Here is a 22,695-nt window from a genome sequence, read left to right on the forward strand (position 1 = left end):
CAAAGCGATGTCGCTTTTCGCCCGTCTTTCGCCCTTCGTCCGTTGATTCCAATCGCTCCCGGAATCGGCCGTTCAGCCCATCTCGCGCCAGATATCTTCCGAGTAGGGACGCTCGGCGATCCGGCCTAATTCGTCCAGCGTGCGGCGCTGACCGACGTTGTGCCAAGGGCTGACGCCTTCGAGTTCGGGCATCATCTCGACCAATTGCGAGGCCAACGTTTGGGCCAGCCGCTTGACCGACGAGCTGTCCGCCTTTTCGGCGATGGCCGCCACGGTCTTCATGATCCGCACCAGACGAGCGCGCTCCAGTACGGGAGCCGACAGGGGCGAATTCGAATCGACCATCAGTTCCGAAATGGGAACCTCCAGCACGCTTTGCCACCAATAGACGCGGCTCAGGCGCAGATCCGAGGTCTCGTCCTCTTCCAACTCCAGATCGCGGATGCTGCTGCGCAGTTGACGTGCCAATCCACGCAAGGAGATCCCTTGCTGCTGGCGGACCGCGGCGATCCGATGTAAGGCCACGCGTTTTGCGGCGGGTGGAGGTGCCGCAGGCTGCGGCGAAGGCGCCTTGATCGCCGGGAATGCGCCGGCCCCGATTTCAGAAATGCTCATGCCGAACCTCGATCCTGTCCAGGGTTGATGCGGGACGATCCACCGACGGCAACCCTGCCGGCACGATTCCACATCCCTACGAACGAAAAAGCAGGGCGGTTCACCGTTCCCAAACGGCACGCGTCACGGTGAGCGAGCCTTTGTTCCAGGGCCGGATGAAAATCCAGCGAACCGCCCTGATCAATCCATTTGCTTTCGCACGGAGCACGACAACTCAATCGCATGACGCCTCTTCAAGCGCATGGCCCCATTCCATGGAACGACGCGCATGACGTTGCGCCGCAACACGACTTGCCAGAGATGTCGCAGCAGATCCTCGGCTGACCCGCGGACCTTACTCCCCCGTTTGGGAACTCGGTAGATGTGGTGTGGCGAGTTCCGAAGGAAATCATAGCCAGTCGCGTTGAGGGGGACAAGCGCCCGACACCCAGGTTATTTTTCGATAGCGGAACAGGGCGACGAAGGGCAGTCTGCCATTCCCTATGGCAAACAGGCGCGCCAGATGGCTCGTCCTCGTCCAAGACATGGGCACGAACGTGCCAAGTTCCGCGCAAGCGCGACCGATAGCTAGACCCTCTAGGGCACGTTACTTAGCCTCAAAACTATCGGCGTTTCGACAAGCTTCGCCGTGTGCGAGTGCCCAGGATCAGTGGTTCAGTAACAGAAAGGAAGGGAAGAGCACCGTCCGAGAGCACGCGAAATCCAAGTGACGGAAACGTCACCCAACACAAGGACAAAAAACCGCCAAGACGTAACGTTTCTCATGGTCGAGCGTCTTGTGGCTTCGTTTCCAGCGGGGGCTTTATTCCCCCATGGCAAAGGCCTTCAAACGCAGCAGGTAATTCGGGCGTTTGGGCCGCCCCGATGCGTCGCCCGCGTCGCAGTGCTGCGGCTCGAACCGGCCAGACATTGGCGCCATCCCGGAGGCGAGGCAGCGACGCAATTCCACTTCGTGCTGCGGGTAACGGCGGGCGTGCAGGTAGCCTTGCAGGTCCTCTTCTTTACCGGCCAACCAGGGCCCCAGGGCACGGCGCTCGATGAGTTGCAATGCGGGCCCCGTGGCCAGTCCACGCTCCTTCTTTCGGGCGGCCAAGGTAAAACGTCCACGGCCCGCATCGCCGTGTGAACGTGCGACCACCAACGGATGCGCGGACGCCCGTTTCCACATTTTGTGCAGGCCGGTCAGGTCCAGATCGCAATCACTGGACCTGAGCAGGACCAGGTCGCCGTCGGTCACCCGCGCCCCGCGGCGAAAGCACGCGTTGTCACCCATGGCCGTGGAATGATGAATGACCGTGGCCTGCGGGTAAGCGCGAACCAACTCAGCGAGGCTCTCGCCCGTGGCGTCGGTCGAGCCATCGTCGAAAAGCACCAGGTTCCAGCGTGGAGTCAGCTCGGGCAGGATTTCCAGGGCTTGCGTAAAGATGAGCGACACGCGATCCGCATCGTTCCGCAGCGGCAAGATCATGCAAAGCGAAGGTTTCAAACCGACACCCTTTTCTCGAGCAGCCATGATTCGTAAGAGATCGCCCTGCCAGCCTGGCCTTGCAACGTAAACATCGGACCGTGGCGCGCGCATCTCCAGCCATGCACTTACGGAGGCATGTAGAGCTTAACTTGCCGCGGGCAGCGAACGATTCGATCGCGAGGCAAATACGTGTGGCGCGGGGACACCACTTCCCGGCGGCCGCGGGCCGTGGACGGCGCGAACCTGTGAGGGTGGCGAGGCGGTCCGTGAAGTAGTGTTAGGCAGTTTTTACCGCTAAGCTGTGAGCGTGGCGGTGTCAGCTCCGTTACAATCCGTCCCGTTCGCCCAGCTCCCATTCTTTCCGGGTTGAGATACCAGTGTCCGCCCATCCTGCAGCCGACGCACCTGTTCCCAACTTCGCCAAGGGCGACGGCCTGTTGCCCGCCGTGGCGCAAGACGCCGTCACGGGCGAGGTGCTGATGGTCGCGTACATGAACTCGGAGAGCTTCGCCGAGACCGTGGCTACAGGGCGTGCAGTCTATTTCAGCCGCTCCAAGGGGCGATTATGGCGCAAGGGGGAAGAGAGCGGCCACGTACAGCAGGTCGTGCAGATTCTCGTCGATTGTGACGCCGATACGATCTTGCTGAAGGTCAACCAACAAGGCCCGGCCTGTCACGAGGGCTATCGCAGTTGCTTCTTTCGCGAGCTCTCGGGCGACGGTGTGAAGGTCGTGCAAAAGCGCCTGGTCGATCCCGCCACCGTTTACGGCCGCAAGTGATTGTGTGGTGCTTGCAGGCGCCCGACGATGACATTTCGCCGCGATTTCGTCGTGGGATTTCGTCGTGGCGTTTTTTTGTCCGTGGCGATTCTCGACAATCAAGTTTGCTCATCGCGCGGCGCTCGGCCTGGTTGTGAGCGCCGCGCGAGGTAGCCTCGGCCATCCCATCTTTCTAATGACTAGACATGGGAGGTGAGCGAGTTAGAATCAACATCCCACCACGCGTCCACCCGCGCGTATTCGCTCATTTCTAACGATGGAGATCACCCGTGAGCGCTGAAGCACGCCTCGGTGAACTGAAGCTGCAATTGCCGCCCGCGCCGAAACCAGCCGGCGTTTACAAGCCCGTGGTCGTCATTGGCAACGTGGCGTACGTCTCGGGCCACGGTCCCTTGAAAAGCGACGGCTCACTCTCGACCGGCAAGGTCGGCTCCGAGGTCGATCAACAGGCCGGGTACGACGCAGCCCGCCAGACTGGCCTGGCGATTCTGTCGACGCTCAAGGCGCACTTTGGCAGTCTCGATCGCGTCGTGCGGCTAGTGAAGACCCTGGGCATGGTCAATGCCGCGCCCGACTTCCAGCAACATCCGGCCGTGATCAACGGCTTCAGCGATTTAATGTCGCAGGTTTTCGGCGCCGATCATGGCGTCGGCGCGCGGAGTGCCGTTGGCATGGGCTCACTGCCGGGGAATATCTCGGTCGAGATCGAAGCGATCTTTGAAGTGAAGAACGCTTAACCGCTGGTGGCGGAGTCAAACGGACCACTACCCATCAAGGGTCGTCGCGCCACCACTGGCTGGCAGATTGGTCTGGCCTAGCGTGCGTCCTAGCCGCTTGCGCTCGTGCCGGCCCAGGACGGGCTCGGCCGTGCGATTCTCCGTCGTCGCCAGGCGGCGCGGCGCCTCGCGCAGCAGGCTCTGCAATTGGGGATGCAATGCATCCTTGTCGTCCGCCGCGCCGATCTGCTCGACGGCGTCCGAAAATCCCAACAACACGGCCCGGCGGACCCCCTCGCGAATCCAACCGAAGACGCCAACATTGCTATTCATCTGATCCTCCCTCGATCACGCGCTTTTTCTGGTAGCGGCCGCCAGCCGGGCGGGGGATTCAAGCAGTCGCTGCTTGCACGCACCGGCCCGCCCTGTCCAAACTACCCAAAGTATGTGACGACGACATTAGTCTGCCGCCAATGCCATCGGGTTTTCCCATGCGATTCCTGCAATCAAAAAAAGCTCCGGCGAAGACACGCGGCACACAGTCGTGGACACCAAGGCAGATCATCGGCTTTGCCGGCGCCTCGCTGCTGGCAGTCTTTGTTGCCGGCGCGCTCTTCGTCGATCGATGGACGACGGAGCGTGCGCAGCCATTTCACCAAGACAGGTTGATCGCGGAAGGCTCCGTGCCGCCGACCTCGCCGCGCGACGGAAACGCAACCGAATCATCATCGCCCGATCCCGAATTCCACACCTTCTCGATTTGCGCCATTGATCCCGAGGCCGGGCAATGCGGTGTGGCGGTGACAACGCGCGTCACGCAGGTCGGCCGCTACGTTCCCTGGGTTCGCGCCGGCGTAGGCGCCGTGGCCACGCAGGCGACGACGGCCGTCAAGTACGGCCGCGCCGGGCTCGATCTCTTGGCCGCAGGTAAAGCACCCGAAGAAGTCATCGGCGAACTGCTTAGAGACGACGCGAATCGCGAAGTGCGCCAACTGGGCGTGATCGACATGCAAGGACGTACCGCGAACTTCACGGGAAAAGACAACGGCGTTTTCGCAGGCTCGCGGCAGGGGAAGAATTACACCGTGCAGGGCAATCTGCTTGTCGGACCGCAAGTGATCGACGCCGTGGCCGAGAGTTTCGAAGGGACCAACGGCGCGGGAATGGCACTGGCCGATCGGCTGATCGCGGCGCTCGAAGCCGGCCAGCGCGCCGGCGGCGATAAGCGCACCGGAAGGTTGCAATCGGCCGCGCTCGTCGTGGCCGACGAGCGATACGCCGGGGTTGCCGACGATCATATCGTCGAGACGTTGCAAGTGGCCGAACATCCCGAGCCCGTTGGCGAACTGCGCCGCCAATACAACCGCATCCACGAGCGTCTGGGGCAACGCACCTTTTCGCTGGTGCGCGGCCGCGACGTCGTCGAGCTTAAGCAAATGCTCTTCCGGCTAAAGCTGCTTTGGACCGAGCGAACCGAATTCCCCGCCCGGGCCGACCGGCCGGATCTCGACCAGTTCGATACCGAGGCAGCGACGGCCGTCGATCAATTTCGTGTCGCACACGGGCTGCCGGTGCCGGCTGATGGTCTGGGGCATCCCGCCGGACTGGTCGACGCACCCTTTGTCGAGGCGCTTCGTGCCGCATATCGCGACGCGCTCAAGAATCCCGTCCAGGCAGGCAAAGACGACAAGGCGCCGGAGCAATAGCTGATTCAAGACTGGCGGGCGCATGCTCCCGCGGCGAGTGCCGATGCCTTGTCAGGCCCAATCGAGGCCGGTCTCGTGCCGCAGCCGGGCGTCGAATTCGCCCAGCAGGCCGCCGATCACGTCCCAGCGATCATGCCGGCGCAGCTCGATGTCCCCCTGCGGATTGACCCGCACCAGGCTTTCTTCCTTCACGCCGCATTCGCGCAGCTGCTCGGGCGAGATTTCATTTTCACTCACAACCCGCAACAGCGTTCGACCGGTCATCTCGATGAATTTCATGGCGACAACCGCGCTCCGGTGTTCCCTGTCACCCATTGCCCGACTTGAGCCGCTATCATAATCTGCGATCCGCACCGGCCGCCAGCGGGGCCGGGTGACATTCTTCACCTGTGATCAGCGAGCGCGTATCGAATGCCCGAACCCTTGCGGCTGCTCATCCTTGGCGCCCATCCTGACGATGCCGAGTTCCACGCCGGAGGCCTGGCCGCGATCTATCGATCGGCTGGGCACGCGGTGAAAGTCATCTCTTTGACCAATGGTGATGCGGGGCATCACGTCATGTCAGGGCAGGTCCTGGCCAAGCGCCGCGCCGAAGAGATGCGCACCGCTGCGGCGGTGATCGGCGCCGAGCAGGCAATGTGGTCGCACCACGATGGCATGCTCGAACCCTCACTCGCCCTGCGCTGGCAAGTGATTCGCGAGTTGCGCACGTTTCAACCCGATCTGGTGCTCACACATCGTGACAACGACTACCATCCGGACCATCGCGCGTGCGGCAACGTGGTGCGCGACGCTTCGTACCTGGTAACCGTGCCGACAATTGTGCCGGACGCCGGCATCCTCCACCGCCCGCCGGTCATTGCCTACCTTCCCGACCGGTTCACGCGTCCCAATCCGCTGCGCGGTGATGTCGTTATCGATGTGGGGAGCGAAGTGGAAAAGATCGTGGATATGCTGGCCTGTCACGAGTCGCAAGTCTTCGAATGGCTGCCGTTCAATCGCGGCGCGACCGACGAAGTGCCAGCTGATAAGACTCCCCGGCGAGCCTGGCTGCGCCAGTGGTTTCTTGACTACCTGCGTCCACAGGCTGATCGGTACCGTCAGGAATTGATTGCCACTTATGGCGCAGCGCGCGGCGAGCAGATCGAATACGCCGAGGCCTTCGAGATCAGCGAGTACGCCGCGCCGCTCGACGCCGACACCCGTCGCCGGCTCTTCCCGTTTTTGCCCACTTAGCCGAGGCTGCTTGATGACGGCTAGCGCCGCCGAATAACAACCTGGCAGCCGCTAACGATGAACGTACTTGCTGAATTTGCCCTGGGGCTCGGTATTTTCTTCGTCGGCATGCAGATGGTCGGCGAGCATCTGCGCCAGCTCAGCGGACCATCGTTTCGCGCACTCGTTGCGCGCAGCACATCCTCCCCCTGGTCGGGCGTAGGGTTGGGCCTGGTCGCGGGCGCCATGATGCAAAGCGCGACGGGGGTCACATTCATTCTGGTCAATATGGTGACCGCCGGATTGATTTCCGCCCAGGCGGCGCTACCAGTGATTGCCTGGAGCAACGTCGGGCTCACGGCGCTGGCGTTTGTCGTCACGCTCGACATCCATCCCCTCGTGGCCGGCAGCGTCGGCGTTTGCGGCATCGCGGCCACGCTCATCCGGCAGCGCACCGCGCGGCAGGTGGCCAACGTGCTCTTGGGGGTCGCGCTCTTGCTATTCGGGCTGCAGAGCATGGGCGCGGCAGCCGTGCCTTTGAAGGAGACGCAGGAATTGCGAACGGCCGTGCAATACACCGTGACGTCGCCTGCGCTGGCGTTTGTCGCGGGGTTTCTGTTGGCGGCCCTGCTGCAATCGAATACGGGCGCGACGATGCTCGTCATCACGCTGGCGGCGCAAGGAATGTTCGGACTGCCGACGGCGGCGATGTTGATCTACGGCACGAACCTGGGCGCCATCGTCTTGCGACTGTTATTGTCGATCGATATGCGCGGAGTACCGCGCCAATTGGTCCGGTTCGAGGACGCGTTTTGCCTCGCCAGTGGGCTGCTAATGGTCGCGCTCTTTTTCATCGAGCGCGTGACCGGCCTGCCGCTGGTACTCGCCGGGGTGGCTGCCGCCACGGACAAGATCGCCTTGCAATTGGCGCTCGTTTTCTTATTGGCGAACTTACTCCCGGCCATCGTGGTGATGCCGGCACTCGGCCCGAGCCTGGCGTGGCTGGCGCGGCGATGGCCGGCGGACGAAGTGGCGGATGCCGCGCAGCCAGAATTCCTCACGCCGCAGAGCCTGGACGACCCGGCCTCGGCCGTGGACCTGATCCCACGCGAGTTGGCGCGGTTGTTGACCAGCTTGCAGTGCTCGGTACGTACCCATCGTGCGGGCACCGACACCAGCGACGTCGAGGACCAGCGCGCCGCTGATTACGCGGCACTGACGGCGCGGATCGACGAGTACGCTGCACAGCTCTCGACGCGTCCGCTGCAAAAATCAGTCGCCCAGCGATTGAACGCTACCCGGGAACTGACGGCGCTGGTTGGTTATCTTGCCGAAAGCTACGTGCAGTTACGGCACTCGCACCGCGCGCTGCGACACTTTCCCGACACGGCTGCCATACGTGACCAGATTCTGGCGGCTCTGGAATTGCTGCTGGGTATCGCCGCCACGGCCGTGGATACGCGTCAGCCGGCAGCGATCGCCCACCTACGCGAGCAATCGCGCAGCCGAAGCGTCTTGATTGAGCAAGCGCGCTTGGCGAGTGTATCGGGCGCGACGGGCGATGACACCCGTAACAGCAGAATCGCTGAGCGGACAGCCACCCAAAAGCTTCTGGCCGACTTTGAGCTATCGACCTGGATCATTCACCGCATCTCGAAATTGCTCGACGAGCTAACCCCACAGGCGAGCGGCGCCGCGCCGAGGAGTGCGCCAAAGCCCTGATACCGCACGGCGAAACCAGGTACGTCCGCCATGGGCTCGCTTACTTCTTGTGTTTCCGATCGAGTTGCGCTTCGAGCGCATCGAGCCTCGCGTTCCAGAAATCTCGGAATTCGGCGGCCCAGCGGTAAACGTTTTCGAGCGGCGCCGAACGTAAGCGATAGATTCGGCGGCGACCGTCACGCCGTTCAGCGACAAGGTCTGCATCCTTGAGAATTCGCAGATGCTGCGAAATGGCAGGAAACGACACGCCGAACGGCTCGGCCAATTCGCTCGCCGGGCGGTCTCCACTTCGCAGCAACTTAAGGATCTTGCGGCGCGTAGGGTGCGCGATGGCGTGAAAGACGTCATTCTGTTGGACAGGCCGCATCGGTTATTTCTTCCACTGAGGATAGAGGGCCCGCAGCTCTTCGAACCGTGGCATCCAGGAGGGCATCGCTTGCTTGCCGAGTTGGGCTTCCAGCCGATCGAGCAATACGTGTGTTCCTGGTGCAAAGCCCGCCGCGGTATTCCGCGTCATGCGGCGATATTCCACCGTGAGCAGCGTGTGGTCACCCTCTGGCGTCAATTCGTAGCGGAACACGGCGTCCTCTCCTTGCGGCATGGGAGGTACCGGAGCCACCTTCCACTCGTGCGCGAAGACACGCGGCGGGTCCCACGTAAGAACCTTACCGCTGACGTGGAATTGTGCCGGCCCGGCCACCATGGCGACCGTGCCTCCGACTCGGCCATCGATTCTGGCCGAAGAGCACATCAGCCAGCCCGCCAGCTCGGTGGGATTCGTAATGGCATCCCACACTAACTCGGGCCGGTGACGGAGGACGCGCTTGAACACGATCGTGGCGTGATCCCCCTCGATAAAGACTTCGCCCACGCGTGATGCGTCATCGGACATCTTCAACTCCCTCATCTAAACGTGCTCGTAGCGGAGAACGACTTTCCTTCTTGAACGCGCGCGATGACGCCCAGGTGCAAATTCGAGCATCGTGGGCAAGCCGTCGATGACGGAGCGTCATCCACCGACACGGTCAACTTTCGCGTCGCGGTAACTCCTTCGACCCCGATATTATTAAGTAAGTACTTAAATGTCAAGCGAGGAAACGAACGCGGCGAACTCGAACGGCCGATCACCGATTCGAAGACCGGTACGGCGGGCCCACCAAGCGAGATTTAGTCGCCGTGGATCTGCCGCAGGCGTGGAGAAATGCGCAGCATCGCCTGCAGCCGCTCGAACTCGCCGAGCCAGTCTCGTACGATCGCGGCCAGTTCATCGCCTGTGGGCAAAACCAGGCCGCTCGCGCACGAGGGACCAAACATCCGCGCCATCATCTGACGATAGCGCGAAAGGGTGCGGTCGCCATAGCGGCCGATCTCCTGAAAATCCTCGCTCAGGAAGACGACGACCGGTACTCGGCTGCCGCCGCAGATCTTCAATTCGCCCGCCAGCTCCGGGTGGGCGTCGCGGTCGAAGAAGCGCACCTCGACCAGCGGATTGACGGCTTCGACGCGGCGCAGAATCGGGCACTGGTAGACGCAGTCACCGCACCAGGCTCCGGCCAGACAAGCCACGGGCATGCGGCGGGTAAAGCCCTGCAGCAAATCGCGATCGCGGTCCGTGAACGCCACGGCCGCATGCGCATCGGCCCAGCGGCGGCGATGTTCGGGCGTGCCGTGCTTCTCGAGAAACGCGTCGTAGCCAAGTCCCGCTGAAAAACATTGATTCCAGTCGATCATGAGGGGCCTGTCCGAGCCACCGTCGTGGCGGCAGCAAGAAGAAAAAGACGCAAAAATGGCGTATTCTTGTCCGTATCGTCGGGAGAGAGCGTAATCAACAGTCCAAATCACAACGTATAGTCAGATAGCCGCTTACCCCCGAGCCGCGAGGCCTTGAGCTACCACCCGGCCCGCGTATCATCATGCGGTCACCCCGAAAGGCGTGCGAAGAACCCCGCTTCCGCGCGCGGTAAAACCAGCCTGCAGCCCCGACTTAGCATCCCGTGCGTATCGTCAGCTACAACATTCACAAAGGCATCGGCGGCCGCGATCGTCGCTATCGCTTTGAGCGGATTGCCGAGGTGATCGAGCACCTCGAGCCCGATGTGGTCTGTCTGCAAGAGGTCGACCACAACGTCCGCCGTTCGCGCTTCGACCATCAGCCCGACCTGCTGGCAGCCCGGCTCAACGCAGCCGAGGCATTCTATCAGCACAACGTCCCCCTCAAAATGGGAGGCTACGGCAACCTGATCCTGTCGGTTTGGCCATTTCGCTCGAAGCATCAGGTTTCGCTGCGAATGAAAACCAAAAAGCCGCGCGGCGCCCAGCTGGTGGTCATCGAGACTCCCCAAGGACCGCTGCACCTGGTGAACTGGCACCTGGGGCTGGCCGAGACCGAGCGCCGCTGGCAGGTACACCATCTGCTGACGCACTCGCTCTTTCGCGAGGGGCATGAGCTGCCGACCTTGATCATCGGCGATTACAACGACTGGCGGAATCAATTGAAGCATCGTTCGTTCGCCGAGCACGGCTTCGAGCAGATCACCAGCCCTCCCTCGCGTTTTCGCTCGTTCCCCGCTTACCTGCCGCTCGGATCACTAGACAAAGCCTTTTATCGCGGGGGGCTCACCATTCACCGGGCATTCATCGCCCATAGCAAACTCGCCCGAGCGGCCAGCGATCATTTACCGCTGGTCGTCGATTTCGACATCGGCAGCAATGGTGCGGGCGTCTGACGCCCGGGGGTCGAGACGAATCCTCATCGCACGGCGCAACGCGGCCCTGTTGCGACACGTCAGGCCGCGGGTTAGCCTCTTAATCGACGTACTCGCCTGCCTCCGCCCGTTTCCCTCACGCCTTCGGAGCCCGCCATGCTCTGCTTGCCCTCGCGATTGAATTTCGTCGCCCTCACAATTTGCCTCGCGGCTCTGATCGCCATGAGCGGCGTTCGATCGCGTGCCGCGGACGATTATCCTTTGGGCCCCGACTCGCAACGGCAGGAGGGCGTGCCTCGCGGCACGGTCACCCAGCACCACTGGACGAGCAAAATCTTCGACGGCACCGAGCGCGATTACTGGGTCTACGTGCCCGCGCAATACAAAGCGGAGATCCCGGCCTGCGTTATGGTTTTTCAAGACGGTAAGTGGTACATCGACGAAGCGCGCGACTTTCGCGTGCCGGTCGTCTTCGACAACTTGATTCACAAGGGCGAGATGCCGGTCACAATCGCCATCTGCATTAACCCCGGCGTGTTTCCTGCCAAGACGGCCGACGGCAAGACGGAATCGAATCGCAGCTTCGAGTACGACTCGCTCTCGGATCAGTACGCCCGATTTCTGCTCGAAGAAATCCTGCCCGAGGTGGGCAAGGAATATCGCCTGACGGATAACGCCGCAGGCCGGGCGATCTGCGGCATCAGCTCGGGCGGAATCTGCTCGTGGACCGTCGCCTGGCAACGGCCCGATGCCTTCAGCAAAGTGCTGAGCCACGTGGGAAGCTTTACCAACATTCGCGGCGGCCACGTGTACCCCGCTCTCATTCGCAAGACCGATCCCAAGCCGATCCGCATTTTTCTGCAGGATGGCTCGGGCGACTTGGACAACGCGCACGGCAATTGGCCGCTGGCGAACCAGGAAATGGCGGCGGCGCTGAAATTCGCCAAGTACGACTACCGCTTCGAGTACGGCGACGGCGGACACAACGGCAAGCATGGCGGCGCGCTCATGCCGGAATCGCTGCGCTGGCTGTGGCGCGATTACAAAGGCAACTAGTTCGAGTTGTCCGCCGTGCGCAGCCGTTTGGCGTGCACGCGAGCCACGTCTCCCATGTAATGCGAAATGGGATGCTCCTCGGCCTCGGCCAGATGCTCGACGCAGCGCTTGGTATCTCCCGTGGCCTCGTAATACAAAGCCAGGTAAAGGTGCGCATAAAATAATTGCGCATCGAGTCGCGCTGGCGGCGGATCGTCGGCTTGCGCCGCCGCCAGAACCCCTTCCGGTGCGAGGTCACCGCGATAGAGCGAGTAGATTTCCATCATGGGCACGCGCGCGTCACGCTTGACGGGCAACATGGCAGCCCGCGCCTTGGGCACTCCCTCCGCTCGCGCCATGCACAGGAATCGCCACACGGCGTTTTCAACGTCGTTGTCATCGACGGTTTGATATCCTTCGAATTGCTTGCGGCCTTCCTCGTATCGGCCGGCATAGTAGTACGAAATCCCTCGCTTCCAGTGGGCCGGCGCTTGATCCGGTCGCATTGCGATGAAGCGGTCGAAGTCCGCGATCGATCCCTCGATCTGGCCCAGCTTGAACCGCTCGCTGCCGCGGCGATCGTACAGTTCCGCCTGGTCCGGCGCGAGCTTGATCGCCATGTCGTAATCAGCAACGGCCTGACGATGCTGCCCCACCAGGGCTTCGATATCGGCTCGCAATTGGTAACCGCGCGGATCCTGCGGCCCCGCCTCGATGGCTTTGCCGGCAAGCTCCACCGCTCGATCGGGCTCCCGATCGCGCAGCGCCATACGAGCACGATCCAGCAGTGTCGAGAAATCTTCTCCGCGCGCGGTGCCACAGGTGACGACGAGGACGATCAAGCACCGAAATGCAACGGCCGACATGGATCACCTCGCACAATGACTATCGGTTGCCCTGCCGTGAAATATCGTACCAAGCGCTGCCGGCCCGCTTGAACGGCAATCCACTCGCCATTTGGCATACACGCTCGGCCTATTTGACGCATTGACGAATTCGCGGCGGAGAATTACAGGGCGCGATGGCCGAAGTAACACGATCCGTGGAGAGCCTTCCCGTCGAAGCTATCGCCCTTCGGCGCTTGCCTCGGAAGGCGTCGAAATGCGGTAAACGTGCTCCGCCGTGCGAACCAAGAGGTTTCCTTGCGCGATCGAGGGCGTGGCGATGCTCAGTTCATCGAGCGCGTTCGTGTGATCGATTTTGAACTCTCTCCCCGCCGGCATCACGTACGTTTCCCCGGACTCGCTGAGAAAGAAAATGTTGCCGTTGTAGGCCCAGGGCGAGGCGGTGAAACTGGCGCCCTGTGGGAACCGCGAGCGGTTGAAGACCAGCTCGCCCGTCGCCGCGTCATGGCAAGTGAGCATTCCCTGATCGAGGAGGGTGTAATACAGGCCGCGATAGACGATCGGCGAAGTGTTGTAGGGCCCCATTTTTTCCAGCGACCACTGTATGAATTGGTTGGCAGTCTCCCCCTCGCCCAGCGTGATATTCCCTGTGGCACCCGGCTTGACGGCATACACGGGCCGATTCTTGTCGCCGACATAACCTGACGTGATATACAGCAATCCATCGACGACAAAAGGGGAAGGAATCGTCAGCGACGACATGTGACCATCGAAATTCCACAGCAGCGACCCATCGGTCGTGTAGGAGCGATTCTCTTGGCGCCCGGTCGTCACGATCTCGGTCATTCCGTCATGTCGCCAGGCGAGCGGCGTGCCCCACGTGCTGCGTTCCTCGCGCGAGGTTTTCCAGCGCAGTTTGCCGGTCGCTCCCTCCAGCGCCGCGATGTACGAGTCTTCGATGTTGTCATACACGTACACGACAAAATCATCGACCACGATCGGCGACGCCGCGGCGCCATAGCCGAAATAAGTTTTCTTGGGCTCGATCTCGTGCGTCCACAGGTGATTGCCGTCGAAGTCATAGCAATACAGCCCAACATCGCCGAAGAGCACATACAGCCGTTGGCCGTCGGTCGTGGGCGTTTCGGCCGCGTACGTGTTCTTCGGATGCCGCGGCACGACGGGCTTGCCAACGTGAGCTTCGTGCTTCCAGAGCAATGCGCCCGTTTTAAAATCGAGGCAGTAAACCATCCAGTGATGCACCGTATCGGGCGGCTCGCCGCGCCCCAGCCCCAAATAAAGGCCCCCCTTAGGCGCATCGTAGTCCTCGTCGCTGTACACGGCCGAGATAAAGATACGATCCTGCCAGACGATCGGGCTGCCCCAGCCGCGCCCGGGGATCTGCGTTTTCCAGCGAACGTTCTTTTCCTTGTCCCACGTGTCGGGCAGGCGCGGATCGTCGGCCACGACGCCCGTGCCATCAGGACCGCGAAAGCGGGTCCAGTTTTCCTGACCGGCAGAGCCGCGCACGGCGAAAGGCGCGATAACCAACCAGCAAATCCCGATCGCTACAACCCGGCGAAGCATGCAAGACTCGCTGCGCAAAAGAAAAGGAGGGGGGGCAAACTGATTCTCGCAGACGTACCGGCGCCGAGCCAGCAAGATCGTTAATGTCCAGCGGCAGAAAAGTCACGGCATTCCATCGTGATGAGAAAATGTGCGTGTTACCCGCCAGGATGCCTGCTCCGGCCCCTGAACTCGTGTCGAGGCGAGCGGAACGTCGATGAACAAGACGGTGGCCGATCGATTACATGTCCCTTGTGCTGAAACGACTTGCGCCTCGCGAAGGTTCGCTTACCTGCGAGACTCGAGAATCCGTTCGAGTGTGTCTGGTCAATCCAGCGGTGAACGGATAATGTGATTGAGCAAAGTCGTCTGCGTTGGGACTTACTGCAAACGCAAGACAGCGCTGCATATCTCGGGGGGGAGAGGACCTGTTCGCCTGTGGGCGATCGCCTCGAACATTCGGCGTCCTCGTCAGGAATTTCGGCAGATCAGGTTCTAACGGACAGCGTCATCTAACAGATATCGTTCCTTCATCGTTTCGTTGTGAGCACTCCCATGTGGGACGCGTTGAGCGCCCTGCCGCTATCGCACCAGATTTGTTTTGTCTTTGCGCTGCTGATCGCCTTCGGCTTCGAATTCATTAACGGATTTCACGATACCGCCAACGCGGTGACGACCGTTATCTATACGAACACGCTGCGGCCCACGCCGGCCGTCTTGTTTTCGGGCTTTTGCAATTTCCTCGGCGTGATGTTAGGCGGTACGGCGGTTGCCTTCGCAATTGTCAATCTTTTGCCGGTCGATCTGCTGATCGAGACGTCGTCGGTGCGCTCGATCGTCATGGTCTTGTCGCTGCTCCTGGCCGGAATGATCTGGAACCTGGGAACGTGGTGGTACGGGCTGCCCGTCTCCAGTTCGCACACTCTGATCGGTTCGATCCTGGGCGTAGGCCTGGCCGACAGCTTGCTCGCGCGCGGCAACGTGTCGGGCATCAACTGGTCGAAGGCCGCGGACGTCGGCCTGTCGCTGTTCATCTCGCCACTGATCGGCTTCGTGGCTGCGGCGGTTCTGCTCTTGGTCATGAAACGCATACTGACGAATCCCAAGCTCTATAACCCGCCTGCCGAAGGAGACAATCCTCCGAGCTGGATCCGCGGCGTGCTGCTGGCGACCTGCGGAGGCGTGAGCTTCGCGCACGGCTCGAACGACGGCCAGAAGGGCATGGGGTTGATTCTGCTCGCGCTGATCGGCTTCTTGCCCACGTATTACTCGCTCAACACGCACGACGTGGGGCTCGCCGGCGACTTGTGCCAGGCGGCGGTGGCCATCGACGAGATCGTCGGGTCCGAGGCTCCCGACCTCGCGGCTGAAGTTCGCCCGGACATGACGATCATTGCCAGTACGTTGACCGGAAAGTCGTCTTTGGCCGACGTTTCGCTCGCGGAGCGTTGGGAAGTGCGTCAGGCGATCCTAAGATTCCGCTATACGCTGAGCAATTCCGACTTTACCCCTGCGACGCACCAGGCGCTGGCCGCGCACCATCGTGAATTCACGCGTGCCGTCGAGTTCGTCCCCTTTTGGGTCGTGGTCGGCGTCGCCCTGGCCTTGGGCATCGGCACCACGATCGGTTACAAGCGCATCGTGGTCACCGTGGCGGAAAAGATCGGCAAATCGCACCTGACCTACGCCCAGGGAGCCGCCGCCGAGGTCGTGGCCGCCGCCACCATCGGCCTGGCTGACGCCTTCCATTTGCCGGTCAGCACCACGCAGGTTTTATCATCGGGCGTGGCGGGAACGATGTGGGCCAATCGGTCGGGCATTCAATCGCAGACCGTGAAGAAGATCGGCCTGGCCTGGGCACTGACGCTGCCGGCCGCGATTCTCTTGTCGGCCAGCTTCTTCACGATCGGCGGCGCCATGATCCCGGGCGTGCGGCCGGTTGCCCCCATGCCGGCCAGTGTCTGTGCTCCGGCGGCCGAATCGCCGACGTTCGTTGCCGCCGAGTTGACGACGGCGCATCGCTAAGCCACGGCCGTTTGCATCTCATACCATCGTCAGCGCGGCTTAAGGTGCTTGTCGAAAAAGGCGAACATCGCCTCCTGCGCCCGCCGCTCGTCGTCGCCTTTAAAGCCGTGGCCTGCTCCTTCGAGCACGAGCAATTCGGCTTCGACCTCGGCCGCGCGCAGTCGTTCGATGAGCCATTGCGATTGCTCGAGCGCCACGTATTTATCGTCGGTACCATGGATCGCCAGCGTCGGCGGCGCGTCAGGAGTGACCCAATACAGCGGGCTGGCCTCGATATGCCGGCGACGCGCCGATTGCACATCGCCACCCAGAAACAGCGGCAACACCTCGGCCGCGTCGACGCTCTTGCCGTACGACTTCGTGAAGTCGCTCGGTCCGTAGACGTCGACCACGCATTGCACGGCGCTCGACTGATCGAGATTGCCGCCGTCGGTTCCTTCGAACTTCTCGACGTCGGCGGTCACGCCGAGAAACTGCGCCAAGTGACCACCGGCCGAGTCTCCCATGACGCCGATCCGCGCGGGATCAACGCCGTACTTGCCGGCATTGGCGCGCAGCCAGCGCACCACCGATTTCACATCGTGTACGGCGGCCGGAAACTGGTATTTCGGCGCCAAGCGATACGTCGGTGTGACGGCCACGTAACCCCGCTGGGCCAGCTGCATGCACAAAGCGTCGTGATGCTCGCGGTTGCCGGCACGAAATCCGCCGCCATGAACGCACACGATCGTCGGCAGCGGCCCCGAAGCGTCCTTCGGTCGCGCCATGTCGAGCGCCAGATGCTGACCATCGGGATTGGCATACTCGATATCTGCGGTAAACGTCACGCCTTCGGGCGGCACAGGCTTCGTATCCGCTGCGCTCACCGCATCGCAGGCAACCATCATCAGCCAAACGACGGCCAGTCGGCGTAGAGATCTTGTGATCGTATCGCGCTCGATCATTTCGCGCTCCTTAAGAGTTGAATTCCAAATCTCGGCACGCGTTATTCGCGTGGGCGAACGAGCCGGGCTTAAAGCGGCGGCTCCGCCAAAACACCGGCCGTCCACGGGGAACGATGGTAGTCCATTTCACGCGGCTCTGCGCGCCGTACCGCACAAGCGCATCACTCGCCCAGGCCCCTAGAACGCACCGCGTCAGCTAACGGCTTTACCAGCGCCCGGCCCTGCCAAACGCCAAAGTCGGCATGCTACAATGGCGGGCTTGGCAGGCTGGGCAAGTGCTCGGCCGCTGCTTTTATCGCCGCCTGGAATCCGCTCCGCTATGCCACCGCTCGAGTATCGCCAGGGAGTCGCTCAGTACACCTGGGAGCACTATCAGACCGATTTTGCCGATCGACATTTGCTGCACGGCGTGATTGCCAAGTGGGCCCGCGAGCGCCCGAACGACGTGGCCATCATCGAAGTCGACACCGGCCGGGAATTCACCTACACCCAATTCCAGCAGGTGATCACGGCTCTGTCGATGACGTTGTGGCGCATGGGCTTCCGCCCGGGCGATTTTTTTGCGACGGCGCTGCCGCTGTTGGCCGAGCATATTTTCTTGGAGTATGCCTGCTTCCAGATCGGCGTCATTCACGCGCCGCTCGATCTGCGCCTGAAGGCGCCCGAGGTCGTTCGCTCGCTGGAATTGATCAAAGCCAAGGGGTTTGCCTTTTTGGGGCGCACGCCGGTGGCCGATTTCTCGGCGCTCGGTGAAGCCGTGAAGGAGCATTGTCCCTTCGTCGAGCACCTGGTGCAGTTCGCACCGCCGGACGAAACCCTTCCCGCGGCGATCTCCGCGTTCTCGCTCGCTGGCGAGGCCATCGCCGAAGGCCTCGCTGTGCAGGCCGACCCTGCGAGCTGGCCCGGGCTGCGCGATTATCAAACGGCCGTCGCCGGCGTCAAGGAAACCGACGGCGCGCAAGTGATCTACACCACCGGATCGACCGGCTTTCCCAAGCCGGCGCTGTTGTCGCACCGCAATATCACGGTGCAGAACATGTGCCTGGCCGGCGGCTTCGACATGGTGGACCAACCGCGCATGCTGGTCAACTTGCCGCCGTCGCACGTTGGCTGCCAGGCCGAGCAGTTGATGACGACCTTTTTCTCGGGCGGCACCGCAGTGGTCCTGCACATCTTCGACGCGGAAAAGACCTTGGCGGCCATCGAAAAATATCGCGTCGCCTGCTTTGGGCAGATTCCGGCGATGTTCGCCATGCAATGGCGCTTGCCGAATTATGCAAAGTACGATCTCTCATCGCTCCGCTTTGCCCTCTACGGTGGGCAGGCCGTGACGCGACAGTTCCTCGAGCAACTCGCGACCATGGCGCCAAAGTGCGGCACGGGACTAGGCCTGTCCGAAATGGCCGGCTTCGTCACGTACAGCCCCTTGGGCGGCACGGTGGACGAACTGTTGGCCGGCGTCGGCTTCGACATGCCGGTCACGCCTTTGTCGATCCGCCGGCCGATGCGCGAAGACGGCACGGCGGGCGACGAACTGCCCGACGGCGAGCCGGGCGAAATCTGCTTTAGCGGTCCGCAAGTTTTCATTGGTTATGTCAACAACGAAGATGCCTACCGCCGCACCGTCTCGACCGATGGCTACTGCTACACCGGTGACCTGGGCTACAAAACCGACAAGGGACTGGTCTTTGCCGGACGCTCGAAGCTGGTGATCAAACCCAAGGGCTACCAGGTCCATCCGGCGCAGATCGAAGGACATTTTGCGCAGCTCAGCGACAAGGTGTCGGCCTGCGCGGCCGTCGGTCAGCCGCACGAGATTTATAGCGAAGCAATCGTGCTGTTCGTCGAAACGAAGGCCGAGGTGCAATTGACCATTGCCGAGCTGGAACAGCACGCCCGCGGGATCGCGGGGTACATGCGGCCCACGCACTACGAGCTGCTGCCGCCAGCCGGCCTGCCGTTGAATCGGGTGGCCAAGACCGATTACGTGCTCTTGCGCGAGCAGGCGGCCGCCGCCGTCGAGCGATTGCGCGCCGCGGGCGGCTGGGATCGATAGGACGAACGAGTCAGACGGCAACCGTGGTTATTGCTTAGCGGGCGACTGGGCGTATCGTTTCATCAATTCCTGGATCGTTTCGTCGCACGCCGGAAATCCGCCCTTCTCACCGGTGTTGGTACAAACGACTGCGGCGAAATCTCGATCCGGAAAAATCCAGATCAAGGCATGCGAGTTCGTGTTGCTGCCGCCATGTGTCAGCGCGCGCCCGAGCGGGGTGTCGAGAACGATCCATCCACAGCCATATTTTCCGCCAGTGGACGGAGAGTCGACCCGTCCCGTGTGCAGGTGATCCATCGTCGTTTGTGCCGACAAGAGCGGCCTCGGCAAGCGTTTCAAGTGCCACTGGGCATAAAGAGCGTAGTCGGCGATCGACAGGTTGACCGTTCCGCAGGGAGCATAGACCGAAGGATTCTCGGCGCCAGCGATCCGCGGATCGATCGGAGTTCCGTTGGCAATATGTCCCCATAGCAGAGGCGACTGCAGCTTTTTTGCCAACGCCATCGTGCGAAAATCAGCCGTGTCCATCTTCAGCGGCTTGAACACTTGAGCGCGCATCATCTTCTCGAAGCTGTCGCCCCCTTTCGCTTCCAACATGGCAGCGGCAACGACATAGCCCAGGTTTGAGTAGTGATGCTCACCGCGCGGATGTTCAGGCTTAAACGGCAGGATCAGTTTCACCATGCGTCGACGTTCAAGTTCGGGATCGGCCTTCTCCTCAAAGAAGGAAAGCCAATCGCTGTTTTTCAAGGCCTTGAAGTCCTTCATGTCCGATGCCAGTCCGCTCTGATGCGACAACAGCTCGTCAAGAGTCACGTCGCGAAGCGCGGGATGAAGGTGCTTTTCCGTGGCGCGTGGCCACACCTCGCGCATGGTCGTGCCCCACTCGATCTTGCCGGCCTCGACAAGCACGGCCGCCAGGGTGGCGGTCATCGACTTAGTGCATGAGCCGAGCGGGTGGCGGTCCGACAGCTCGACGGCATCATCGGTGCCTCGCTTGCGAACGCCGCTACATTGTGCCGTCACGATTCCGTCCGCGCGAACGACCGCAATCGTGAGTGAGGGAACGTTGTGCTTGCGGCAAATGCTCGACAGCATCTCCTTGAGTTCGCCCTCGGACGACCCCGGTTCGGCAGCAGCGACACAACACGGCGGCATGCACGTCGCCAGAGGACTCGCGACGGTCAGAATCAGAAGAGCAGGTCGGATCATGGGACGCCCCTTTCCAGTAAGCGCTCAATATCGGTGTAGATTGCACGATGGGCAATCGGTTGTGCGACTCATTCGTCCGCAGTTAGGAGGCTTTCGCGAAGCGCTCGTAGTGACTCGAGTTGCCGAAGCTGGCCTTTGAGCCCTTTGCGCCTTGCAAACTCCATCACCGCGTAAACGAAGATGAAACACGCGACGAAGAAACACTCGATGGTGAGAAGTCCGACGAGAGATGCAAAAAACGGCCCTTTGCCGAAATCCATCACAAAGAAAAGGGCCGGCGGGATCATGCATCCCAAAGTAATCGGCGTCGTGTACCACCAGCGCGAGGTTCGATCCAACCGCATCTGATGCTCGATGTCATCGATCGACTTCTCGACATGAGACAGCATACTGTCATCGTAACGACGGGCATTTCGCCTGTGGCGCCAACGGTTGAACAGGACATATCCCACGACCCAAGCAAGCCCTGCACAATAAAACAGCCAGGGCCATTCTTTCCGAAAGTCTCGAAGGGCCGAGACAAAAAAGGAAACGCAGAGGGATGAGAAGAACGACACTATGGCCATGTCGACCCCGAAGTGAGCATGCCGCTGGATGCGGGCCATCTTGAGCAACATATCGGGGTTCGTGTCGAAGGCCCCGCACGGCTGCGACTGCCAGGCTTGTTGCAATTTCTCAAGATGCATCGTCAGGCTCCTTGATCGTTGCGGCAAGGTCTTGCTTGATGCGATTGAGGCTGACGCCGACATTCGACTCCGATATGCCTACGACTTCGGAAATCTCCCGATAGGTAAAGCCGTCCAGGTAAAGGACAACCAGGGCGCGCTTGGCCAGCGGCAATGCGCGGATCGCCGCATAGAGCTGATCGACAATCTGGCTATTGGGCTCTCCGTCCGCGCACAGCGTACGGTCCGCAGGGTCGGCAATGGACAGCGAACTCTGCGAACCGCGCTCTTTCTTCTCGCTCCGCTTCCATGCCAGAGCCGTGTTGAGCGCAACCCGATACAGCCAGGTCGTGGGCTTGGAATCTTCGCGAAAACTGGGCAGCGACAGCCAAACCTGAAGCAGAACCTCTTGAAAAAGATCGTCCTGATCGGCCGGTGTCTCGGCGAACGCGCGGACGACCTTGACCAGCAAGCCCTTATGCTCGCCGAGCCATTGCCGAAACTGGCGTTCGTGATCCGCAATGCCCAAGCAGCCGTCCTCGTTTTCCCTAATTAGTGACGATCGGGACCATTTACTTACACCTTATTTGCGAAAAAGCCATTTGCCGGGATGCTCGAATGCTGGGGCGCATAAAAATGCCCTACCGACGCGTTGCCGGCAGGGCATTGTGTAAACGCTCCACGATTCGCGGTTTCAGCCGCCCGAACTATTTCGAGCTATCCGGCAGCACGGCCACTTCCACCTTGCGGATGCAGACCTTGCTTCCCGGGTCGTGTTGCTGGAAGGCAAAGTGCCCTTCCTTGAACGTCTGGTCGAAATCGAAGTACTCGTACAGCTCGTCGCCGTTCACGGTGATCTTGATTTTCGTCACCTTGCGGCCGCGCCATTCGCCGTCTTGCACCTGGATCTCGTAGGTGAACCAGGTGTCGGGCTCGACCAGCCGCTTGTAGACGTGGCACATGCCATACAGCGAGCCCGTGCGGATCGGATCGCGGTGCGTGCTGTCGATCTGGGCTTCATAACCGTCCATGAAACCAGGCTTGGGCTTGGTGCGGAAATACAGCCCGGAATTTCCCTTGTCGTTGATTTTGATCTCGGCCCGATAACGGAAGTTCTTGTATGGCCCCTTGGTCGTGACCAGCATCGAGGCCGGGCCCGATCCGCAGATCGCGCCGTCCTTCACTTCCCACACGCTTTGTTCGCCGCCTACTTTTTCCCAGCCGTCCAGCGTCTTGCCATCGAACAGCGAGACCCATTCCGGTTCGGCAGCCGCGGCAACCGTCGGCACGTGAGAGACGATCAGGGCGGCAACCGCCACGAAAAACAAACCCAGCACACGTTTCATCGGTGAAGTCCTCAACAGGGATCGAACAGAAGGATGGCATCGAGCCAGGGACTGCGAGCCACCTTACATCGACCG

The 22,695-nt window shown here is 61.4% G+C and carries 23 protein-coding genes; 9 read left to right on the plus strand and 14 right to left on the minus strand.

The genetic code is table 11. The annotated features are described in order from the left end of the window. Positions 1-72: 72 nt before the first annotated feature. Positions 73-615: a hypothetical protein gene (locus VHD36_02915; protein ID HVU86243.1), complete on the minus strand. Its 543-nt coding sequence runs from the start codon at positions 613-615 to the stop codon at positions 73-75. An 802-nt stretch (positions 616-1,417) separates the two neighbouring features. Next, on the minus strand, positions 1,418-2,128 hold the full coding sequence (locus VHD36_02920; GenBank protein HVU86244.1) for a glycosyltransferase: 711 nt from the start codon (positions 2,126-2,128) through the stop codon (positions 1,418-1,420). Between the two features lie 332 nt (positions 2,129-2,460). Between VHD36_02920 and hisI the strand changes: the two genes are divergently transcribed. Both hisI and VHD36_02930 read left to right on the plus strand, forming a co-directional pair. After that, on the plus strand, positions 2,461-2,862 hold the full coding sequence (gene hisI / locus VHD36_02925) for a phosphoribosyl-AMP cyclohydrolase (protein ID HVU86245.1): 402 nt from the start codon (positions 2,461-2,463) through the stop codon (positions 2,860-2,862). 269 nt (positions 2,863-3,131) lie between these two features. Further along, complete coding sequence (locus VHD36_02930) at positions 3,132-3,599, plus strand: RidA family protein (protein HVU86246.1); 468 nt, start codon at positions 3,132-3,134, stop codon at positions 3,597-3,599. Positions 3,600-3,626: 27 nt separating this feature from the next. On the opposite strand, the gene VHD36_02935 is transcribed toward VHD36_02930, so the two are convergent. After that, a complete protein-coding gene (locus VHD36_02935; GenBank protein ID HVU86247.1) occupies positions 3,627-3,911 on the minus strand; it encodes a hypothetical protein in 285 nt (94 codons plus the stop codon). 350 nt (positions 3,912-4,261) lie between these two features. Between VHD36_02935 and VHD36_02940 the strand changes: the two genes are divergently transcribed. After that, positions 4,262-5,284, plus strand: a complete 1,023-nt coding sequence (locus tag VHD36_02940) for a DUF1028 domain-containing protein (GenBank protein HVU86248.1) — start codon at positions 4,262-4,264, stop codon at positions 5,282-5,284. A 51-nt stretch (positions 5,285-5,335) separates the two neighbouring features. Here VHD36_02940 and VHD36_02945 read toward each other — a convergent pair whose 3' ends face one another. After that, positions 5,336-5,563 carry a hypothetical protein gene (locus tag VHD36_02945; protein HVU86249.1) on the minus strand — a complete coding sequence of 76 codons (228 nt, stop codon included), beginning with the start codon at positions 5,561-5,563 and terminating at the stop codon, positions 5,336-5,338. Between the two features lie 132 nt (positions 5,564-5,695). Here VHD36_02945 and VHD36_02950 point away from each other — a divergent pair, with 132 nt between their 5' ends. Together VHD36_02950 and VHD36_02955 are read left to right on the plus strand one after the other, a co-directional pair. Further along, the gene (locus tag VHD36_02950; GenBank protein ID HVU86250.1) at positions 5,696-6,520 is read left to right on the plus strand and encodes a PIG-L deacetylase family protein; all 825 of its coding nucleotides are present in this window, start codon (positions 5,696-5,698) and stop codon (positions 6,518-6,520) included. 57 nt (positions 6,521-6,577) lie between these two features. Then, the gene (locus tag VHD36_02955; protein ID HVU86251.1) at positions 6,578-8,221 is read left to right on the plus strand and encodes a Na/Pi symporter; all 1,644 of its coding nucleotides are present in this window, start codon (positions 6,578-6,580) and stop codon (positions 8,219-8,221) included. Between the two features lie 40 nt (positions 8,222-8,261). Here VHD36_02955 and VHD36_02960 read toward each other — a convergent pair whose 3' ends face one another. The 3 genes from VHD36_02960 to VHD36_02970 all read right to left on the minus strand — a co-directional run bounded on the left by VHD36_02960 (position 8,262) and on the right by VHD36_02970 (position 9,952). Next, positions 8,262-8,588 (minus strand): metalloregulator ArsR/SmtB family transcription factor, encoded by a 327-nt coding sequence (locus tag VHD36_02960; protein HVU86252.1) that lies wholly within the window; start codon positions 8,586-8,588, stop codon positions 8,262-8,264. Between the two features lie 3 nt (positions 8,589-8,591). Then, on the minus strand, positions 8,592-9,113 hold the full coding sequence (locus tag VHD36_02965; GenBank protein ID HVU86253.1) for an SRPBCC family protein: 522 nt from the start codon (positions 9,111-9,113) through the stop codon (positions 8,592-8,594). A gap of 275 nt (positions 9,114-9,388) precedes the next feature. Next, the gene (locus tag VHD36_02970) at positions 9,389-9,952 is read right to left on the minus strand and encodes a thioredoxin family protein (GenBank protein HVU86254.1); all 564 of its coding nucleotides are present in this window, start codon (positions 9,950-9,952) and stop codon (positions 9,389-9,391) included. A gap of 263 nt (positions 9,953-10,215) precedes the next feature. On the opposite strand from VHD36_02970, the gene VHD36_02975 reads away from it, so the two are divergent. Together VHD36_02975 and VHD36_02980 are read left to right on the plus strand one after the other, a co-directional pair. Further along, complete coding sequence (locus VHD36_02975; GenBank protein ID HVU86255.1) at positions 10,216-10,947, plus strand: endonuclease/exonuclease/phosphatase family protein; 732 nt, start codon at positions 10,216-10,218, stop codon at positions 10,945-10,947. Between the two features lie 201 nt (positions 10,948-11,148). After that, complete coding sequence (locus tag VHD36_02980) at positions 11,149-11,982, plus strand: alpha/beta hydrolase-fold protein (protein ID HVU86256.1); 834 nt, start codon at positions 11,149-11,151, stop codon at positions 11,980-11,982. Here the strand turns inward: VHD36_02980 and VHD36_02985 are convergent. Further along, positions 11,979-12,827: a tetratricopeptide repeat protein gene (locus VHD36_02985; protein ID HVU86257.1), complete on the minus strand. Its 849-nt coding sequence runs from the start codon at positions 12,825-12,827 to the stop codon at positions 11,979-11,981. The genes VHD36_02980 and VHD36_02985 overlap by 4 nt on opposite strands. Before the next feature lie 198 nt (positions 12,828-13,025). Then, positions 13,026-14,393, minus strand: a complete 1,368-nt coding sequence (locus VHD36_02990) for a PQQ-binding-like beta-propeller repeat protein (protein ID HVU86258.1) — start codon at positions 14,391-14,393, stop codon at positions 13,026-13,028. A gap of 534 nt (positions 14,394-14,927) precedes the next feature. Between VHD36_02990 and VHD36_02995 the strand changes: the two genes are divergently transcribed. After that, complete coding sequence (locus tag VHD36_02995; GenBank protein ID HVU86259.1) at positions 14,928-16,397, plus strand: inorganic phosphate transporter; 1,470 nt, start codon at positions 14,928-14,930, stop codon at positions 16,395-16,397. A gap of 29 nt (positions 16,398-16,426) precedes the next feature. On the opposite strand, the gene VHD36_03000 is transcribed toward VHD36_02995, so the two are convergent. Further along, complete coding sequence (locus VHD36_03000) at positions 16,427-17,341, minus strand: alpha/beta hydrolase (protein ID HVU86260.1); 915 nt, start codon at positions 17,339-17,341, stop codon at positions 16,427-16,429. A 319-nt stretch (positions 17,342-17,660) separates the two neighbouring features. Here VHD36_03000 and VHD36_03005 point away from each other — a divergent pair, with 319 nt between their 5' ends. After that, positions 17,661-19,397: a class I adenylate-forming enzyme family protein gene (locus tag VHD36_03005; protein ID HVU86261.1), complete on the plus strand. Its 1,737-nt coding sequence runs from the start codon at positions 17,661-17,663 to the stop codon at positions 19,395-19,397. Positions 19,398-19,424: 27 nt separating this feature from the next. Here VHD36_03005 and VHD36_03010 read toward each other — a convergent pair whose 3' ends face one another. The 4 genes from VHD36_03010 to VHD36_03025 all read right to left on the minus strand — a co-directional run bounded on the left by VHD36_03010 (position 19,425) and on the right by VHD36_03025 (position 22,620). Continuing rightward, positions 19,425-20,609, minus strand: a complete 1,185-nt coding sequence (locus VHD36_03010; GenBank protein HVU86262.1) for a serine hydrolase — start codon at positions 20,607-20,609, stop codon at positions 19,425-19,427. Positions 20,610-20,677: 68 nt separating this feature from the next. Next, positions 20,678-21,295, minus strand: a complete 618-nt coding sequence (locus VHD36_03015) for a hypothetical protein (protein HVU86263.1) — start codon at positions 21,293-21,295, stop codon at positions 20,678-20,680. Continuing rightward, positions 21,285-21,803 (minus strand): RNA polymerase sigma factor, encoded by a 519-nt coding sequence (locus VHD36_03020; protein HVU86264.1) that lies wholly within the window; start codon positions 21,801-21,803, stop codon positions 21,285-21,287. Before VHD36_03020 ends, VHD36_03015 begins: the two co-directional genes overlap by 11 nt. Positions 21,804-21,981: 178 nt before the next feature. Beyond that, the gene (locus VHD36_03025; protein ID HVU86265.1) at positions 21,982-22,620 is read right to left on the minus strand and encodes a DUF1080 domain-containing protein; all 639 of its coding nucleotides are present in this window, start codon (positions 22,618-22,620) and stop codon (positions 21,982-21,984) included. Between the last annotated feature and the right edge of the window lie 75 nt (positions 22,621-22,695).

The sequence above is a fragment of the Pirellulales bacterium genome (genome assembly GCA_035546535.1).
GTDB lineage: Bacteria > Planctomycetota > Planctomycetia > Pirellulales > JACPPG01 > JACPPG01.

Excerpts from the sequence above, each read along its gene's own strand:
- VHD36_02915 (HVU86243.1), bottom strand. The coding sequence starts at position 615 with ATGAGCATTTCTGAAATCGGGGCCGGCGCATTCCCGGCGATCAAGGCG.
- VHD36_02920 (HVU86244.1), bottom strand. The coding sequence starts at position 2,128 with ATGGCTGCTCGAGAAAAGGGTGTCGGTTTGAAACCTTCGCTTTGCATG.
- VHD36_02935 (HVU86247.1), bottom strand. The coding sequence starts at position 3,911 with ATGAATAGCAATGTTGGCGTCTTCGGTTGGATTCGCGAGGGGGTCCGC.
- VHD36_02945 (HVU86249.1), bottom strand. The coding sequence starts at position 5,563 with ATGAAATTCATCGAGATGACCGGTCGAACGCTGTTGCGGGTTGTGAGT.
- VHD36_02950 (HVU86250.1), top strand. The coding sequence starts at position 5,696 with ATGCCCGAACCCTTGCGGCTGCTCATCCTTGGCGCCCATCCTGACGAT.
- VHD36_02955 (HVU86251.1), top strand. The coding sequence starts at position 6,578 with ATGAACGTACTTGCTGAATTTGCCCTGGGGCTCGGTATTTTCTTCGTC.
- VHD36_02960 (HVU86252.1), bottom strand. The coding sequence starts at position 8,588 with ATGCGGCCTGTCCAACAGAATGACGTCTTTCACGCCATCGCGCACCCT.
- VHD36_02965 (HVU86253.1), bottom strand. The coding sequence starts at position 9,113 with ATGTCCGATGACGCATCACGCGTGGGCGAAGTCTTTATCGAGGGGGAT.
- VHD36_02970 (HVU86254.1), bottom strand. The coding sequence starts at position 9,952 with ATGATCGACTGGAATCAATGTTTTTCAGCGGGACTTGGCTACGACGCG.
- VHD36_02980 (HVU86256.1), top strand. The coding sequence starts at position 11,149 with ATGAGCGGCGTTCGATCGCGTGCCGCGGACGATTATCCTTTGGGCCCC.
- VHD36_02985 (HVU86257.1), bottom strand. The coding sequence starts at position 12,827 with ATGTCGGCCGTTGCATTTCGGTGCTTGATCGTCCTCGTCGTCACCTGT.
- VHD36_02990 (HVU86258.1), bottom strand. The coding sequence starts at position 14,393 with ATGCTTCGCCGGGTTGTAGCGATCGGGATTTGCTGGTTGGTTATCGCG.
- VHD36_02995 (HVU86259.1), top strand. The coding sequence starts at position 14,928 with ATGTGGGACGCGTTGAGCGCCCTGCCGCTATCGCACCAGATTTGTTTT.
- VHD36_03000 (HVU86260.1), bottom strand. The coding sequence starts at position 17,341 with ATGATCGAGCGCGATACGATCACAAGATCTCTACGCCGACTGGCCGTC.
- VHD36_03005 (HVU86261.1), top strand. The coding sequence starts at position 17,661 with ATGCCACCGCTCGAGTATCGCCAGGGAGTCGCTCAGTACACCTGGGAG.
- VHD36_03010 (HVU86262.1), bottom strand. The coding sequence starts at position 20,609 with ATGATCCGACCTGCTCTTCTGATTCTGACCGTCGCGAGTCCTCTGGCG.
- VHD36_03015 (HVU86263.1), bottom strand. The coding sequence starts at position 21,295 with ATGCATCTTGAGAAATTGCAACAAGCCTGGCAGTCGCAGCCGTGCGGG.
- VHD36_03025 (HVU86265.1), bottom strand. The coding sequence starts at position 22,620 with ATGAAACGTGTGCTGGGTTTGTTTTTCGTGGCGGTTGCCGCCCTGATC.